Annotated in this window: 1 protein-coding gene; it reads right to left on the minus strand. The window is 40.1% G+C overall.

Annotated elements, in window-relative coordinates:
* Nucleotides 1-3: 3 nt before the first annotated feature.
* On the minus strand, nucleotides 4-20,400 hold the full coding sequence (locus C8C83_RS05485; protein ID WP_132011683.1) for an Ig-like domain-containing protein: 20,397 nt from the start codon (nucleotides 20,398-20,400) through the stop codon (nucleotides 4-6).
* Nucleotides 20,401-21,074 lie beyond the last annotated feature (674 nt).

The raw sequence follows: 21,074 nt of genomic DNA on the forward strand, positions 1-21,074 counted from the left end.
TTTTTATTTATTAATGTATAAGTATCCTGATAATTCATGTTGGTTTGAGCCACTGTCTTTATATTTCAAGATATAGAAATAGGTTCCTACTGGCAAACCATCAGATTGTTTTATAGTTGTACGTCCTTCTGAGATTCCAACAAAAACTCTGTCTTCATTATTATAATTATTAGTATCATAAACCAATACTCCCCAACGGTTGTATATCTCGACTGTATTGTCAGGATAACATTCTAATCCCTGAATATAGAATCTTGCATTTTTTGAATCTCCGTTTGGAGAAAAAGCATTGAATACTTTTATCTCACATCCATTCAATGCAATAACTGTTGGTCTGTCTTCTGAATTATTATCCTTATCAGATGTATCTCCAACTACGACTCCTTTTCCGCTTTTTCCTTCAACACTTGCTTGATTTGTAACACTTCCGTGGTTTATATCATTTTGTGTTATTTTATATTCTGCTGTAAAGTTTGTCTCATTAGATTCATTTGGCTCTAAGTCAAAGGCTTGTCCAGAGATTACAAGACCCGGTAAAAGATCCTTAATCATAACTTGTGTTAAAGCTACATTACCTGTATTTGTTACTTTGAACTTATAGGTAATCGTCTCTCCGGCTTCTGCAACTTTATCTCCATTTTCGTCGTTAAACGAAGCTGTTTTAATAATTGCGATTGACGGAACTTCAACAAAAACAATTAATGTTGCTGTTTTACAATTTTGTGGATTTGCTTTTTCACAAACCTGATAAGTCAGTGTATAATCTCCTCCTGGTGTATTTGGTTTCACATTTACTGTTCCATCTGCATTAAATTCAAAATACGGACTTGTTGAAGGTGTAAATACAACATCTGCTATATTAATTGGTAATCCTTTTAATAAATCATTGTCTAATACATTTATGAACTCTAATTCTCCGTTTATTCCATCAACATTTATTTTATCATTCGTTAGAATAAGTGGTGTTGGCGGATCCGGATCTAAAGAGTTTAATACTGTAACAGTAACAACTGCCTGACTACAATTACCCGCATTTACAGCATCACAAATTTGATACGTTAACTGATACGTTCCCGAAGGCGTTTTTGGTACAAGATCTACAGAACCATCCGCATTTAAAACTAAATTAGGATTTGCAATAATTGTAGTTAAAGTAACATTCGACGCGTTAAATCTCGTTCCGTTTAAAGTATCATTATTAAAGATATTCAGTGATGTACTTATTTCTTTATTTGTATTAATTGGTCCTGCCTGATCATCATTTGCTTTAATTACAAATGCTGGTCTTGCATTACAATCTGCCGTTGCTACAGGATAATTTACTACAACTTTTGCGGTTGGATTTAATGAAAATTCCATTGTTACGCTTGGTCTTGTATTCTCAAATCCATCGGCACCTTCTGTCCATTGTCCGTTTGTCAATACCCATCCTGGCCAATCTAAACCGTTTCCGTTACTGTCAACAGTCGCTCCCGGCCAAAGAATGTTTCCGCTTAATGGCAAGTTGGTTTGTGTTGCAACAACATTATTCGCACTATCGATCCATGTTATTGTCAATAAGTTGTTTGGCGTGAAATTGTCAGGCTTAACATTATATGAAACATAAGGAACGTTGTTTGAACAATAGCTATCTGCTGTTATTGTCATTGTTGGAGCAACAACGGTAACTGTTACTGTTGCTGTCGCACAATTTGTCGTGTTTAATTCACAAACCTGATACGTTAATTCATATGTTCCGGCTGGCGCATTTGGACCTAAAACAATTGTTCCGTCAGGATTTAATTTGATATTTCCTGTTGGATCTGAAACTGTTTCTTTAATATCTACATCTGTTGAAACAATTGGTTGTCCGTTTTTAGTATCATTTCCAAGTACATTTAAAACATCTACCGGATGATTAACTCCAACTACTGAACCCGCAGAATCGTCTTTCAAGACTATAACTGCTCCCGTTACCGGAATAATACTTATTGCTGTATCGCAATTATTTGGATCATTTGCCTCACAGATTCTGTATTCAACTTGGTAATCTCCTTTTGGAGTTCCTGGTGCTACAGTTACTGTTCCGTCTGCGTTTAAAGTTAATCCTGTTGGTACATTTATACCTGTCAAAATAACCTGACCAACTTGGTTTCCAATAACTACCGAACCTCCGTTTAAGGTATCGTTTGTGATAAGCGATATTGTTGTTCCTCCGATATTTCCATTTATTGGAGCTGTAGTTTCAGAAACTGCATTGATAACCGGTGCAACAACAGTAACTTTTACTGTAGCTGTTCCGCAGTTTGTTGTGTTTAATTCACAAACCTGGTACGTTAATTCATATGTTCCAGATGGCGCATTTGGTTTTAGAACAACTGTTCCGTCAGGATTTAGTTTAATATTTCCTGTTGGATCTGAAACTGTTTCTTTGATATCTACATCTGTTGAGACAATTGGTAATCCATTTTTAGTATCATTTCCAAGTACATTCAAGATTGTTTTTGGTTGATTTGTACTTACAACTGAACCTGCAGAATCGTCTTTCAAGACTAAATCTGCTCCCGTTACCTGAATAATACTTATTGCTGTATCACAATTGTTTGGATCATTTGCTTCACAGATTCTGTATTCAACTTGGTAATCTCCTTTTGGAGTTCCTGGTGCTACAGTTACTGTTCCGTCTGCATTTAGAGTTAAACCTGTTGGTACATTTATACCTGTCAAAATAACCTGACCAACTTGGTTTCCAATAACTACTGAACCTCCGTTTAAGGTATCGTTTGTGATAAGCGATATTGTTGTTCCTCCGATGTTTCCATTTATTGGAGCTGTAGTTTCAGAAACTGCATCGATAACTGGTGCAACAACCGTAATTTTTACTGTAGCTGTTCCGCAGTTTGTCGTGTTTAATTCACAAACCTGGTATGTTAATTCATAAGTTCCAGATGGCGCGTTTGGTTTTAGAACAACTGTTCCGTCAGGATTTAGTTTAATATTTCCTGTTGGATCTGAAACTGTTTCTTTGATATCTACATCTGTTGAAACAATTGGCTGTCCGTTTTTAGTATCATTTCCAAGAACATTCAAGATTGTTTTTGGTTGATTTGTACTTACAACTGAATTTGCCGTATCATCTTTTATAACAATTGTATCGTTAACCGGAATTACTGTGATAAATAAATTCGCTGTTGCAGTACTTGTTCCATCAGTTACGGTGTACGTTACTTTTGGTACAGATCCGTTATAATCTGCTTTTGGAACGAAAACATAACTACCGTTTGCATTTATGGTAAGATCTCCTTCGGCTAAATTAGCTGTACTTCCAACTGGGTAAGTTGTTGTTCCAATTACGAATTGCGTAATTGTCAAAGTATCACCATCTACATCGGTATCATTTGCCAATAAATTAGCACTTGAAGTAACATCAACTGTCAAAGTTGTGTCTTCATTTGTTGTATTTGAATTATCAACTGCTACTGGCGCGTCGTTGACCGGAATTACTGTGATAAATAAATTTGCTGTGGCAGAACTTGTTCCATCAGTTATGGTATATGTTACTTTTGGTACTGTTCCGTTATAGTCTGCTTTTGGAACGAAAGTATAACTACCGTTTGCATTTATCGTAAGATCTCCTTCAGCTAAGTTTGCTGTACTTCCAACTGTATAAGTTGTTGTTCCAATTACAAATTGTGTAATGGTTAAAGTATCACCATCTGGATCTGTATCGTTTGCCAATAAATTAGCGCTTGAAGTAACAGCAACTGTCAAAGTTGTGTCTTCATTTGTTGTATTTGAATTATCAACAGCTACTGGAGCGTGGTTTACAGCTGTCACCGTTATTGTTAATGTTCCGATATCTGTTAAACTTCCGTCTGTTACCGTATAATCTACTGTGTCGGTTCCGTTGAAATTTGGAGCCGGCATGTAAGTATAAGATCCATCAGCTGCTAAAGTTAATGTTCCACCTTTAGTTGTTGTGTAAGTTCCAGCTACCACTGTTAGTGGGCTTGAATCTACATCAGTATCATTAACCACAAAGCTTACCGTTGAAGTATAAAGTGTGTCTTCAGTTGCTGTAGCTGTATCATCTACGGCGATTGGCGCATCGTTTACAGCGTTTACTGTAATTGTTAATGTTCCAACATCTGTTAAACTTCCGTCTGTTACCGTATAATCTACTGTGTCGGTTCCGTTGAAATTTGGAGCCGGCATGTAAGTATAAGATCCATCAGCTGCTAAAGTCAATGTTCCGCCTTTAGTTGTTGTGTAAGTTCCAGCGATCACGGTTAGTGGGCTTGAATCTACATCGGTATCATTCGCCACAAGGCTTACCGTTGAAGTATAAAGTGTATCTTCAGTTGCTGTAGCTGTATCGTCAACAGCAATTGGTGCATCGTTTACAGCATTTACTGTAATGGTTAATGTTCCGATATCTGTTAAACTTCCGTCAGTAACTGTATAATCTACTGTGTCGGTTCCGTTGAAATTTGGAGCCGGCATATAAGTATATGATCCGTCAGCTGCTAAAGTCAAGGTTCCACCTTTTACTGTAGTATAAGTTCCTGCTACTACTGTGAGTGGGCTTGAATCTACATCGGTATCATTCGCCACAAGGCTTACTGTTGATGTGTAAAGCGTGTCTTCGGTTGCAGTTGCAGTATCATCAACAGCGATTGGCGCGTCGTTTACAGCATTTACTGTAATAGTTAATGTTCCAATATCTGTTAAACTTCCGTCTGTTACCGTATAATCTACAGTGTCAGTTCCGTTAAAATTTGGAGCCGGCATGTAAGTATATGATCCATCTGCAGCTAAAGTCAATGTTCCGCCTTTAGTTGTTGTATACGTTCCTGCTACCACGGTTAATGGGCTTGAATCTACATCTGTATCATTAGCCACAAGAGAAATGCTTGATGTGTAAAGCGTGTCTTCTGTAGCGGTTGCTGTATCATCTACGGCAATTGGTGCGTCGTTAACCGGAGTTACCGTGATAAACAAATTAGCTGTCGCTGAACTTGTTCCATCAGTTACGGTGTACGTTACTTTTGGTACTGATCCGTTATAATCTGCTTTTGGAATGAAAACATAACTTCCATTTGCATTTATTGTCAGATCTCCTTCGGCTAAATTAGCGGTACTTCCAACTGGGTAAGTTGTTGTTCCAATTACAAATTGTGTAATTGTTAAAGTATCACCATCTGCATCTGTATCGTTTGCCAATAAATTAGCGCTTGAAGTAACATCAACTGTCAAAGTTGTGTCTTCATTAGTTGTATTTGAATTATCAACTGCAATTGGAGCGTGGTTTACAGCTGTTACCGTTATTGTCAATGTTCCAATATCTGTTAAACTTCCATCAGTTACCGTATAATCTACTGTGTCGGTTCCATTGAAATTTGGAGCCGGCATGTAAGTATATGATCCATCAGTCGCTAAAGTCAAGGTTCCGCCTTTAGTTGTTGTGTAAGTTCCTGCTACAACTGTTAGTGGACTTGAATCTACATCCGTATCATTCGCCACAAGGCTTACAGTTGAGGTGTAAAGGGTGTCTTCAATTGCTGTAGCTGTATCGTCAACAGCAATTGGCGCGTCGTTTACTGCATTTACTGTGATTGTTAATGTTCCGATATCCGTTAAACTTCCGTCAGTAACTGTATAATCTACTGTGTCAGTTCCGTTGAAATTTGGAGCTGGCATATAAGTATATGATCCGTCAGCAGCTAAAGTTAAGGTTCCGCCTTTGGTTGTAGTATAAGTTCCTGCAACCACTGTTAGTGGACTTGAATCTACATCCGTATCATTCGCCACAAGGCTTACCGTTGAAGTGTAAAGTGTGTCTTCAGTTGCTGTGGCTGTATCGTCAACGGCAATTGGCGCATCGTTTACTGCATTTACTGTAATGGTTAATGTTCCGATATCTGTTAAACTTCCATCCGTTACCGTATAATCTACAGTGTCAGTTCCGTTAAAGTTTGGAGCTGGCATATAAGTATATGATCCGTCTGCTGCTAAAGTCAATGTTCCGCCTTTAGCTGTCGTGTAAGTTCCTGCTACAACTGTTAGTGAACTTGAATCTACATCTGTATCATTTGCCACAAGGCTTACAGTTGAGGTGTAAAGTGTGTCTTCGGTTGCTGTAGCTGTGTCGTCTACTGCAATTGGCGCATCGTTAACCGGAGTTACCGTGATAAACAAATTAGCTGTCGCTGAACTTGTTCCATCAGTTACGGTGTACGTTACTTTTGGTACAGATCCGTTATAATCTGCTTTTGGAATGAAAACATAACTTCCATTTGCATTTATTGTCAGATCTCCTTCGGCTAAATTAGCGGTACTTCCAACTGTGTAAGTTGTTGTTCCAATTACAAATTGTGTAATTGTTAAAGTATCACCATCTGCATCTGTATCATTTGCCAATAAATTAGCACTTGAAGTAACAGCAACTGTCAAAGTTGTGTCTTCATTTGTTGTATTTGAATTATCAACAGCTACTGGAGCGTGGTTTACAGCTGTTACCGTTATTGTCAATGTCCCAATATCTGTTAAACTTCCATCAGTTACTGTGTAATCTACTGTGTCGGTTCCGTTGAAATTTGGAGCCGGCATGTAAGTATATGATCCGTCAGCAGCTAAAGTCAAGGTTCCGCCTTTAGTTGTTGTGTAAGTTCCAGCGATCACCGTTAGTGGGCTTGAATCTACATCGGTATCATTCGCCACAAGGCTTACCGTTGATGTATAAAGTGTGTCTTCCGTTGCAGTTGCGGTATCGTCTACGGCTACTGGCGCATCATTTACTGCATTTACTGTAATAGTTAATGTTCCGATATCGGTTAAACTTCCATCAGTTACCGTGTAATCTACTGTGTCGGTTCCGCTAAAGTTTGCTGGCGGCATATAAGTATATGATCCATCAGCAGCTAAAGTTAATGTTCCGCCTTTAACTGTCGTGTAGGTTCCAGCGATCACTGTTAGTGGGCTTGAATCTACATCCGTATCATTCGCCACAAGGCTTACCGTTGAAGTATAAAGCGTGTCTTCGGTTGCTGTTGCGGTATCGTCAACAGCGATTGGTGCATCATTTACAGCTGTTACTGTAATGGTCAATGTTCCAACATCTGTTAAACTTCCATCAGTTACGGTATAATCTACTGTGTCAGTTCCGCTAAAGTTTGGAGCCGGCATATAAGTATATGATCCGTCAGCTGCTAAAGTTAAAGTTCCGCCTTTAGCTGTAGTATAAGTTCCTGCTACAACTGTTAGTGGACTTGAATCCACATCCGTATCATTTGCCACAAGGCTTACAGTTGAAGTGTAAAGTGTGTCTTCTGTAGCGGTTGCAGTATCATCAACAGCAATTGGTGCATCATTTACAGCATTTACTGTGATGGTTAATGTTCCAATATCTGTTAAACTTCCGTCAGTAACTGTGTAATCTACTGTGTCGGTTCCGTTGAAATTTGGAGCCGGCATGTAAGTATATGATCCATCAGCTGCTAAAGTTAATGTTCCGCCTTTGGCTGTAGTATAAGTTCCTGCTATAACCGTTAATGGGCTTGAATCTACATCTGTATCATTAGCCACAAGAGAAATGCTTGATGTGTAAAGCGTGTCTTCTGTAGCGGTTGCTGTATCATCTACGGCAATTGGTGCGTCGTTAACCGGAGTTACCGTGATAAACAAATTAGCTGTCGCTGAACTTGTTCCATCAGTTACGGTGTACGTTACTTTTGGTACAGATCCGTTATAATCTGCTTTTGGAATGAAAACATAACTTCCATTAGCATTAATTGTCAGATCTCCTTCGGCTAAGTTAGCGGTACTTCCAACTGGGTAAGTTGTTGTTCCAATTACGAATTGTGTAATTGTCAAAGTATCACCATCTGCATCTGTATCATTTGCCAATAAGTTAGCACTTGAAGTAACATCAACTGTCAAAGTTGTGTCTTCATTTGTTGTATTTGAATTATCAACTGCAATTGGAGCGTGGTTTACAGCTGTTACTGTAATTGTTAATGTTCCGATATCTGTTAAACTTCCGTCTGTTACCGTATAATCTACTGTGTCGGTTCCGCTAAAGTTTGCTGGCGGCATGTAAGTATATGATCCGTCTGCTGCTAAAGTCAAGGTTCCGCCTTTAGTTGTTGTGTAAGTTCCAGCGATCACTGTTAATGGGCTTGAATCTACATCAGTATCATTTGCCACAAGGCTTACTGTTGAAGTATAAAGTGTATCTTCAGTTGCAGTTGCTGTATCGTCAACAGCAATTGGAGCATCATTTACAGCATTTACTGTAATGGTTAATGTTCCGATATCTGTTAAACTTCCATCCGTTACCGTATAATCTACAGTGTCAGTTCCGCTAAAGTTTGGTGCTGGCATATAAGTATATGATCCGTCAGCTGCTAAAGTCAAGGTTCCGCCTTTTACTGTCGTGTAAGTTCCAGCGATCACGGTTAGTGGGCTTGAATCTACATCAGTATCATTGGCCACAAGACTTACAATTGAAGTATAAAGCGTGTCTTCAGTTGCTGTAGCTGTATCGTCAACAGCAATTGGTGCATCGTTTACCGGAGTTACTGTGATAAATAAATTTGCTGTAGCAGAAGTTGTTCCATCAGTTACGGTATATGTTACTTTTGGAACTGATCCATTATAATCTGCTTTTGGAACGAAAGTATAACTTCCATTTGCATTTATTGTCAGATCTCCTTCGGCTAAATTAGCGGTACTTCCAACTGGATAAGTTGTTGTTCCAATTACAAATTGTGTAATGGTTAAAGTATCACCATCTGAATCTGTATCGTTTGCCAATAAATTAACACTTGAAGTAACAGCAACTGTTAAAGTTGTGTCTTCATTTGTTGTATTTGAATTATCAACAGCGATTGGAGCGTGGTTTACAGCGTTTACTGTAATGGTTAATGTTCCAATATCAGTTAAACTTCCGTCTGTTACCGTATAATCTACTGTGTCGATTCCGCTAAAGTTTGCTGGTGGCATATAAGTATATGATCCATCAGCCGCTAAAATTAATGTTCCGCCTTTAGTTGTTGTGTAAGTTCCAGCTACCACGGTTAATGGGCTTGAATCTACATCAGTATCATTTGCCACAAGGCTTACCGTTGATGTATAAAGTGTGTCTTCAGTTGCTGTAGCTGTATCGTCTACGGCTACTGGCGCATCATTTACTGCGTTTACTGTAATGGTTAATGTTCCAATATCTGTTAAACTTCCGTCAGTTACCGTATAATCTACTGTGTCGGTTCCGTTGAAATTTGGAGCCGGCATGTAAGTATATGATCCATCACTCGCTAAAGTCAAGGTTCCGCCTTTGGTTGTGGTGTAAGTTCCAGCTACAACGGTTAATGGGCTTGAATCTACATCGGTATCATTGGCCACAAGGCTTACCGTTGATGTATAAAGTGTGTCTTCCGTTGCAGTTGCGGTATCGTCTACAGCTACTGGCGCATCATTTACTGCATTTACTGTAATAGTTAATGTTCCAACATCAGTTAAACTTCCGTCTGTTACCGTGTAATCTACTGTGTCGGTTCCGTTGAAATTTGGAGCCGGCATATAAGTATAAGATCCATCAGCCGCTAAAGTCAAGGTTCCGCCTTTAGTTGTTGTGTAAGTTCCAGCGATCACCGTTAGTGGACTTGAATCTACATCAGTATCATTTGCCACAAGGCTTACCGTTGATGTATAAAGTGTGTCTTCAGTTGCTGTAGCTGTATCGTCTACGGCTACTGGCGCATCATTTACTGCGTTTACTGTAATGGTTAATGTTCCAATATCTGTTAAACTTCCGTCAGTTACCGTATAATCTACTGTGTCGGTTCCGTTGAAATTTGGAGCCGGCATGTAAGTATATGATCCATCACTCGCTAAAGTCAAGGTTCCGCCTTTGGTTGTGGTGTAAGTTCCAGCTACAACGGTTAATGGGCTTGAATCTACATCGGTATCATTGGCCACAAGGCTTACCGTTGATGTATAAAGTGTGTCTTCCGTTGCAGTTGCGGTATCGTCTACAGCTACTGGCGCATCATTTACTGCATTTACTGTAATAGTTAATGTTCCAACATCAGTTAAACTTCCGTCTGTTACCGTGTAATCTACTGTGTCGGTTCCGTTGAAATTTGGAGCCGGCATATAAGTATAAGATCCATCAGCCGCTAAAGTCAAGGTTCCGCCTTTAGTTGTTGTGTAAGTTCCAGCTACCACTGTTAGTGGGCTTGAATCTACATCAGTATCATTTGCCACAAGGCTTACCGTTGATGTGTAAAGCGTGTCTTCGGTTACTGTAGCTGTATCGTCTACGGCAATTGGCGCATCGTTTACTGCATTTACTGTGATTGTTAATGTTCCAACATCTGTTAAACTTCCGTCAGTTACGGTGTAATCTACTGTGTCGGTTCCGTTGAAATTTGGAGCCGGCATGTAAGTATATGATCCATCAGCTGCTAAAGTCAATGTTCCACCTTTGGCTGTTGTGTAAGTTCCAGCGATCACGGTTAGTGGGCTTGAATCTACATCAGTATCATTTGCCACAAGGCTTACCATTGAAGTGTAAAGTGTGTCTTCGGTTGCAGTTGCTGTATCATCAACAGCAATTGGCGCATCGTTAACCGGAGTTACCGTGATAGTTAATGTTCCGATATCTGTTAAACTTCCGTCGGTTACGGTATAATCTACTGTGTCAGTTCCGTTGAAATTTGGAGCCGGCATATAAGTATATGATCCGTCAGCTGCTAAAGTTAAGGTTCCGCCTTTAGTTGTTGTGTAAGTTCCAGCGATCACCGTTAGTGGGCTTGAATCTACATCGGTATCATTCGCCACAAGGCTTACTGTTGAGGTGTAAAGCGTGTCTTCAGTTGCTGTGGCTGTATCGTCTACGGCTACTGGCGCATCATTTACAGCATTTACTGTGATTGTTAATGTTCCAATATCCGTTAAACTTCCATCAGTTACTGTGTAATCTACCGTGTCAGTTCCGCTAAAGTTTGCTGGCGGCATATAAGTATAAGATCCGTCTGCTGCTAACGTCAATGTTCCACCTTTAGCTGTCGTGTAGGTTCCAGCGATCACTGTTAGTGGGCTTGAATCTACATCCGTATCATTCGCCACAAGGCTTACTGTTGAAGTATAAAGTGTGTCTTCTGTAGCGGTTGCTGTATCATCTACGGCAATTGGAGCATCATTTACAGCGTTTACTGTGATTGTTAATGTTCCAATATCTGTTAAACTTCCGTCGGTTACGGTATAATCTACTGTGTCAGTTCCGTTGAAATTTGGAGCCGGCATATAAGTATATGATCCGTCAGCTGCTAAAGTTAAGGTTCCGCCTTTAGTTGTTGTGTAAGTTCCAGCGATCACCGTTAGTGGGCTTGAATCTACATCGGTATCATTCGCCACAAGGCTTACTGTTGAGGTGTAAAGCGTGTCTTCAGTTGCTGTGGCTGTATCGTCTACGGCTACTGGCGCATCATTTACAGCATTTACTGTGATTGTTAATGTTCCAATATCCGTTAAACTTCCATCAGTTACTGTGTAATCTACCGTGTCAGTTCCGCTAAAGTTTGCTGGCGGCATATAAGTATAAGATCCGTCTGCTGCTAACGTCAATGTTCCACCTTTAGCTGTTGTGTAAGTTCCTGCTATTACTGTTAGTGGGCTTGAATCTACATCTGTATCATTCGCCACAAGAGAGATGCTTGATGTGTAAAGCGTGTCTTCAGTTGCTGTGGCCGTATCGTCAACAGCGATTGGTGCATCATTTACAGCATTTACCGTGATGGTTAATGTTCCAATATCTGTTAAACTTCCATCAGTTACCGTATAATCTACTGTGTCAGTTCCGTTGAAGTTTGGAGCCGGCATATAAGTATAGGATCCATCAGCTGCTAAAGTTAATGTTCCGCCTTTTACTGTCGTGTAGGTTCCAGCGATCACTGTTAGTGGGCTTGAATCCACATCGGTATCATTCGCCACAAGGCTTACTGTTGAAGTATAAAGTGTGTCTTCAGTTGCAGTTGCAGTATCGTCAACAGCGATTGGTGCATCGTTTACTGCATTTACTGTAATAGTTAACGTTCCAATATCAGTTAAACTTCCATCAGTAACTGTATAATCTACTGTGTCAGTTCCGTTAAAGTTTGCTGGTGGCATGTAAGTATAAGATCCATCAGCAGCTAAAGTCAAGGTTCCGCCTTTAGTTGTAGTGTAAGTTCCAGCGATCACTGTTAACGGGCTTGAATCTACATCAGTATCATTTGCCACAAGGCTTACCGTTGAAGTATAAAGCGTGTCTTCAGTTGCGGTTGCTGTATCGTCAACAGCAATTGGAGCATCATTTACAGCATTTACTGTAATGGTTAATGTTCCGATATCTGTTAAACTTCCATCAGTTACGGTATAATCTACTGTGTCGGTTCCGTTGAAGTTTGGAGCCGGCATATAAGTATATGATCCGTCTGCAGCTAAAGTCAATGTTCCGCCTTTTACTGTCGTGTAAGTTCCTGCTACAACTGTTAGTGGACTTGAATCTACATCCGTATCATTCGCCACAAGGCTTACAGTTGAAGTATAAAGCGTGTCTTCAGTTGCAGTTGCAGTATCATCAACAGCGATTGGTGCATCATTTACAGCATTTACTGTAATGGTTAATGCTCCAACATCTGTTAAACTTCCGTCAGTTACCGTATAATCTACTGTGTCGGTTCCGTTGAAATTTGGAGCCGGCATGTAAGTATATGATCCGTCAGCTGCTAAAGTCAAGGTTCCGCCTTTAGTTGTCGTGTAAGTTCCTGCTATTACTGTTAGTGGGCTTGAATCTACATCGGTATCATTCGCCACAAGGCTTACAGTTGAAGTGTAAAGTGTGTCTTCTGTAGCGGTTGCAGTATCATCTACGGCGATTGGTGCATCATTTACAGCATTTACTGTAATGGTTAATGTTCCAACATCTGTTAAACTTCCGTCAGTTACCGTATAATCTACTGTGTCGGTTCCGCTAAAGTTTGGAGCCGGCATGTAAGTATACGATCCGTCTGCTGCTAAAGTCAAGGTTCCGCCTTTAGTTGTAGTGTAAGTTCCAGCTACCACTGTTAGTGGGCTTGAATCTACATCGGTATCATTTGCCACAAGGCTTACCGTTGATGTATAAAGTGTGTCTTCCGTTGCAGTTGCTGTATCGTCAACAGCAATTGGAGCATCATTTACAGCATTTACTGTAATGGTTAATGTTCCGATATCTGTTAAACTTCCATCCGTTACCGTATAATCTACAGTGTCAGTTCCGCTAAAGTTTGGTGCTGGCATATAAGTATATGATCCGTCAGCTACTAAAGTCAATGTTCCGCCTTTAGTTGTAGTGTAAGTTCCAGCGATCACGGTTAGTGGGCTTGAATCTACATCAGTATCATTGGCCACAAGACTTACAATTGAAGTATAAAGCGTGTCTTCTGTAGCGGTTGCCGTATCATCAACAGCGATTGGTGCATCATTTACTGCGTTTACTGTAATGGTTAATGTTCCGATATCTGTTAAACTTCCGTCAGTTACGGTGTAATCTACTGTGTCAGTTCCGCTAAAGTTTGGAGCTGGCATATAAGTATATGATCCATCAGCAGCTAAAGTCAAGGTTCCACCTTTAGTTGTCGTGTAAGTTCCAGCGATCACCGTTAGTGGACTTGAATCTACATCAGTATCATTTGCCACAAGGCTTACCGTTGAAGTGTAAAGCGTGTCTTCCGTTGCAGTTGCTGTATCATCAACAGCAATTGGTGCATCATTTACAGCATTTACTGTGATTGTTAATGTTCCAATATCTGTTAAACTTCCATCAGTAACGGTGTAATCTACTGTGTCGGTTCCGCTAAAGTTTGCTGGCGGCATGTAAGTGTATGATCCATCAGCTGCTAACGTCAAGGTTCCGCCTTTAGTTGTTGTGTAAGTTCCTGCTACAACTGTTAGTGGGCTTGAATCTACATCGGTATCATTCGCCACAAGGCTTACCGTTGATGTGTAAAGCGTGTCTTCGGTTACTGTAGCTGTATCGTCTACGGCTACTGGCGCATCATTTACTGCATTTACTGTGATTGTTAATGTTCCAATATCTGTTAAACTTCCATCAGTTACTGTGTAATCTACCGTGTCAGTTCCGCTAAAGTTTGGAGCCGGCATGTAAGTGTATGATCCGTCAGCTGCTAACGTCAATGTTCCGCCTTTAGTTGTCGTGTAAGTTCCAGCGATTACTGTTAATGGGCTTGAATCTACATCGGTATCATTCGCCACAAGACTTACAGTTGATGTGTAAAGTGTGTCTTCCGTTGCGGTTGCTGTATCGTCAACAGCAATTGGTGCGTCATTTACAGCATTTACTGTGATTGTTAATGTTCCAATATCTGTTAAACTTCCGTCAGTTACGGTGTAATCTACTGTATCGGTTCCGTTGAAATTTGGAGCCGGCATGTAAGTATATGATCCATCAGCCGCTAAAGTTAATGTTCCGCCTTTAGTTGTTGTGTAAGTTCCAGCGATCACGGTTAATGGGCTTGAATCTACATCGGTATCATTGGTCACAAGGCTTACCGTTGATGTATAAAGTGTGTCTTCCGTTGCAGTTGCTGTATCGTCAACGGCTACTGGTGGACAATTTGGTTTAACATTAATAGTAACTGTATTTTTTGGTGAGTTACATCCAGATGTATTCTTAATAATCACATCATAACTACCTGGTGTTAATCCTGATTTTGAATTACCTGACTGAAAATTTTGTCCATTATCAAAACTATAAGTTTCTAATGGATCTTGCACTGTAACTGTAATCGAACCAGTAAATGTATTACAATTAGGTTGCGTCACAGAAGTAACTGGTTTTGCTGGTAATGGGTTTGTACTTATAGTTACACTGCCTGACATTGGCGCAGTACAGCTTGTTGTGCTATTAGTGGCAACAACTGTGTAGTTTCCTGTAGCTGTTTTTGTTCCAAAGCTGATTGCTGAACCTGTACCTGCAACGGCAGTTCCATCATTCGCTCCAGCTAATTGTAATTGATAGCTTACTCCGGTTTGTGAATTACTTAATCCAACTGCAACTCCTGTTCCGCCTGCGCAATATGCTCCGCCACCGGTAACATTGTAAGCTGTTGGTAATGGATTTACTGTTATAGTTACGCTACCTGTCATTGGAGCAGTACAACTTGTAGTAGTATTAGTAGCAACTACAGTATAATTTCCTGTAGCTGTTTTGGTTCCAAAGCTGATTGCTGAACCAGTTCCGGCAACTGCAGTTCCGTCATTCGCTCCAGCTAATTGTAATTGATAGCTTACTCCGGTTTGTGAATTACTTAATCCAACTGCAACTCCTGTTCCGCCTGCGCAATATGCTCCGCCTCCGGTAACATTGTAAGCTGTTGGTAATGGGTTTATTGTTATAGTTACGCTGCCTGTCATTGGAGCAGTACAGCTTGTAGTAGTATTAGTAGCAACTACAGTATAATTTCCTGCAGCTGTTTTGGTTCCAAAGCTGATTGCTGAACCTGTACCTGCAACAGCAGTTCCATCATTCGCTCCAGCTAATTGTAATTGATAGCTTACTCCGGTTTGTGAATTACTTAATCCAACTGCAACTCCTGTTCCGCCTGCGCAATATGCTCCGCCACCGGTAACATTGTAAGCTGTTGGTAATGGGTTTATTGTTATAGTTACGCTGCCTGTCATTGGAGCAGTACAGCTTGTAGTAGTATTAGTAGCAACTACAGTATAATTTCCTGCAGCTGTTTTGGTTCCAAAGCTGATTGCTGAACCTGTACCTGCAACAGCAGTTCCATCATTCGCTCCAGCTAATTGTAATTGATAGCTTACTCCGGTTTGTGAATTACTTAATCCAACTGCAACTCCTGTTCCGCCTGCGCAATATGCTCCGCCTCCGGTAACATTATAAGCGGTTGGTAATGGATTTACTGTTATAGTTACGCTGCCTGTCATTGGAGCAGTACAACTTGTAGTAGTATTAGTAGCAACTACAGTATAATTTCCTGCAGCTGTTCTTGTACCAAAGCTGATTGCTGAACCAGTTCCGGCAACTGCAGTTCCGTCATTCGCTCCAGCTAATTGTAATTGATAGCTTACTCCGGTTTGTGAATTGCTTAATCCAACTGCAACTCCTGTTCCGCCAGCACAATATGATCCGCCTCCGGTAACATTATAAGCTGTTGGTAATGGGTTTATTGTTATTGTTACGCTGCCTGTCATTGGAGCAGTACAACTTGTAGTAGTATTAGTAGCAACTACAGTATAATTTCCTGCAGCTGTTTTTGTTCCAAAGCTGATTGCCGAACCTGTACCTGCAACAGCAGTTCCATCATTCGCTCCAGCTAATTGTAATTGATAACTTACTCCGGTTTGTGAATTACTTAATCCAACTGCAACTCCTGTTCCGCCTGCGCAATAAGATCCGCCACCGGTAACATTATAAGTGGTTGGTAATGGATTTACTGTTATAGTTACGCTGCCTGTCATTGGAGCAGTACAACTTGTTGTTGTATTAGTAGCAACTACAGTATAAGTACCTGCAGCTGTTTTGGTTCCAAAGCTGATTGCTGAACCTGTACCTGCAACGGCAGTTCCATCATTCGCTCCAGCTAATTGTAATTGATAACTTACTCCGGTTTGTGAATTGCTTAATCCAACTGCAACTCCTGTTCCGCCTGCGCAATAAGATCCGCCACCGGTAACATTGTAAGCTGTTGGTAATGGATTTACTGTTATTGTTGCGCTGCCTGTCATTGGAGCAGTACAACTTGTAGTAGTATTAGTAGCAACTACAGTATAATTTCCTGCAGCTGTTTTGGTTCCAAAGCTGATTGCTGAACCTGTACCTGCAACGACTGTTCCGTCATTAGCTCCAGCTAATTGTAATTGATAACTTACTCCGGTTTGTGAATTGCTTAATCCAACTGCAACTCCTGTTCCGCCTGCGCAATAAGATCCACCACCGGTAACATTGTAAGCGGTTGGTAATGGATTTACTGTTATAGTTACGCTGCCTGTCATTGGAGCAGTACAACTTGTAGTAGTATTAGTAGCAACTACAGTATAATTTCCTGCAGCTGTTTTGGTTCCAAAGCTGATTGCTGAACCAGTTCCGGCAACTGCAGTTCCGTCATTCGCTCCAGCTAATTGTAATTGATAGCTTACTCCGGTTTGTGAATTACTTAATCCAACTGCAACTCCTGTTCCGCCTGCGCAATATGCTCCGCCTCCGGTAACATTGTAAGCTGTTGGTAATGGGTTTATTGTTATTGTTGCGCTGCCTGTCATTGTCGCAGTACAACTTGTAGTAGTATTAGTGGCAACTACAGTATAAGTTCCTGCAGCTGTTTTGGTTCCAAAGCTGATTGCTGAACCAGTTCCGGCAACTGCAGTTCCGTCATTCGCTCCAGCTAATTTTAATTGATAACTTACTCCGCTTTGGGAATTACTTAATCCAACTGCAAATCCTGTTCCTCCGGTGCAATATGATCCGCCACCCGTAACATTATAAGCTGTCGGTAATGGGTTTACAGTTATTGTCGCGTTGCCTGTCATTGGTGCAGTACAACTTGTAGTAGTATTAGTGGCAACTACAGTATAAGTTCCTGCAGCTGTTTTTGTTCCAAAGCTGATTGCTGATCCTGTACCTGCAACTGCAGTTCCATTATTAGTACCTCCTAATTGTAATTGATAACTTACTCCGCTTTGAGAATTACTTAATCCAATTGCAAATCCTGTTCCGCCTGCACAATAAGTTCCACCGCCGGTAACATTATAAGCTGTTGGTAATGGATTTATACTTATTGTCGCGCTGCCTGTCATTGTCGCAGTACAGCTCGTTGTGCTATTAGTGGCAACTACAGTATAAGTTCCTGCAGCTGTTTTTGTTCCAAAGCTGATTGCTGAACCAGTTCCGGCAACTGCAGTTCCGTCATTCGCTCCAGCTAATTTTAATTGATAACTTACTCCCGTTTGTGAATTACTTAATCCTACTGCAACCCCTGTTCCACCAGCGCAATAGGCTCCGCCTCCTGTAACATTATAAGCTGTTGGTAATGGATTAGCAGTGACTGTTGTACCTGCTGAAGATGCACTATAACATCCAGAAGCATTAGATACCTTAACCGTATAAGTACCAGAAGTTGTTACTGTTATGGTTTGAGTAGTAGCTCCTGTTGACCACAGATAACCTGTTCCTGCAGTTGAACTCAAAACAACACTTCCACCAGCACAAAATGTCGTTGGACCACTTGCTGAAATTGACGGAGTTCCAGGAGATGCTATTACAAGTACATCATCTTCTGTTTTTGAAGTACCATCAAAATTGGTACCTCCCACATTTAATCCTCCTCCTGTTTGATATGTTGTATTAACAGTTCCAAAAGAATTTGTAAATGGTGTAATTCTTCTACTTGGATCTGCAATTGTTCTTGTTGGATCTAAATATAAAGCTTGTGCTTTCGAACTGTAAGTTGTACCTGGCGTCATAGCTGCTGCAACTTTCCCTATAAGGGTAATTTTAACAACTCCATTCAAAGGAATATTAAAACCTCCAACAATAGGACTATTTGCTGTACCCGTGTTTGCCATTGAACCTGTAGGTCCAGAAGCATTAAGTGTATAAGTTGCTGTTGCAGAATCAAAATTTATTCCGGTAGGGAAAAGATAATTTAAATTTACTTGTGCGGCATTTCCACTTCCTAAATTTGTTATTTCGATTTCATATGTAACTGTTGCGTCAATTGTATTACATACAGATTTATTTATTGAATTTACTTTAGTAGAAAGTGACGCTAAACAATTAGAATTAATTTGCAATTCAGATGGCATATCACTTGAACTGAAAGTAGATACATAACCAACCGTTCCCGGTTGAGCACCATGATTTTTATTATCAGCTGTTACTCCTGAAACTCCATTAATTACAGAAGTATTAATAGTAACTCCAGATCCCGGAACATTATATCTAATTATTCCACCACCACCACCACCACCAGGTCCGTGTGAATTGTTTTCGTCATTTAATGTATTTCCTCCATTTCCACCTTTCGCCTCAATATTAATTGTCGTGGTACTGTTATTCGAAATATTTAAAAATACACTTCCTCCGGCTCCACCACCTCCGGCTCCATCTGGTGCGCCCGAATAAGTTCCGGCGGCTCCTACACCTCCATTTGCATAAATATTTCCTGTTCCCTGTATTGAACCTGCATTAATCAAAATTATAGCTCCTCCAACTCCACCTTTCACACCATTCACAGCGTTATTGGCATCACCGGCACCCCCACCACCTCCCATAACAAGACGGGTAAGTGATGGTGTTGCAGTAAGATATGAAGTGTATCCTGGTCGGCCACCTCCGTTTAGAGGACTAACATCTCCTCCACCGCCTTGCCATCCTAAACCTCCTAAACCACCGTTTCCACCATTTCCACCACCTCCACCTCCGGAGTTGTGATCGTTTCCACCACCACCAGCATTTGCAGGAGCTCCTCTTCCGGCGGACCCACCGGGCATACCTTCTACTCCGTTATTTACCTGATTAAAACCATCCCACATATATCGCGGTGTTCCGGCAATTCCTTCTCCTTTTCCCGAAACTACACTGCTTGTTGAATTATCTACATAAGTAGTTGAATTGTTTGCATTTGTTGCTGCTACAGGGCTGTAACCTCCTCTAAAACCTCTCGCAGATCCATCAATATTAAATCCATTAAAATTGAATGTTCCAGAAACATTAAAAGCAATAATACCTCCGGCAAAACCATTGAACGGTGGCGTTGTTATATTAGAGTTAAGTGTTAAATTTGAGAATTGAGGTACACGAATAATCTGAAAAGTCTTTTTACCGCTAGTTGTTGTTGGAGCAGCATTAAAATAATCATTCAATGCACCGCCTCCAGTACCTGTTCCTATAAATGTCAAAGTACCTCCAGTCAGAGGTACGTTACTCGTTGCTATAACATATTCATAGATTCCTGTATTTCCTAAATTGGTAAATCCGGTACCTCCCAAACCATCAATTCCTGAACTTGAGCTTCCCGAACCATAATTTGGATTATTACTATAGTCTATGCTTGCATCCTGCATTTGGATAATTAAAACCAAATCTCCTGATGAAATTTGAGTTCCGCCAAAATTATTACCATGACTATCTGTTGCCGGAACCGCAGTTAACGCAATTGTTTTTGCACCTTTTGCTAAATTCAGTGTTCCCGTTATTGGATAGTATGTATTTATCGATGTCGAAGCATTTATTGGTCCATCTGCTCCTGGAGTCCCACATACTTGTGCAAAAGACAATGTGGTATTTAGTAAAAATAATGAAGCAATAAAAATTAACCTAGAAAACTTAGAGGTTCTAAAAGTAATGTTACGCATAGACAATGTTGGTATTAATGGCGGTAATAAAAATATAATTGGCTGAACAACCGGAAGCGGTTTTCAACATATAGAGCAGATACGATAAAATGAAAGGAATGGATGTCAAAAATCTTAAAAAAGTTTTTTCAAGATCTTCATACAGAAAATGTACCGTGTGGGCCATAGGTATAATAGGTTCAAGACAAAAAATGTCTTTTGGTTAAATTAAGTAGTTTTGGAGCAGCGAAAATATACAAACCCCTAATTACTAGCTACATTCGTCGACAAACTGCATAGAAAAACGTTGAAATACACTTTTTGTCGATAAAATTTAACCTCAATACTTAATAAACATAACAATTTGATAATAAAAGAGCAGAATTTTCTTAATTTTTTATCGAAAAATTAGCTTTTAGTTAATTCTGTGACAAAAAAACAATAATATCTTACAAAAAGAGGAGACGTAATAAGATCACGACTCCTCTTTAAATACTGATAAACAGAACTTTACATAATTTTATTAATATCTAAATATCTTATTAAGCTAACCAACTCATTTAGATCGGTTTTACAAATTACTACTTAAAAAACAATTACACTTTTTGCGGCAATATCTCCTGCAGCTAAAGTATAATTTCCGATAAAATTGTCAATATTAATCTCACCAGTTTAAGAAAACAAGATCTCTCGCA

Origin of the sequence: Flavobacterium sp. 90 (assembly GCF_004339525.1) — a bacterium.
Classification (GTDB): Bacteria; Bacteroidota; Bacteroidia; order Flavobacteriales; family Flavobacteriaceae; genus Flavobacterium.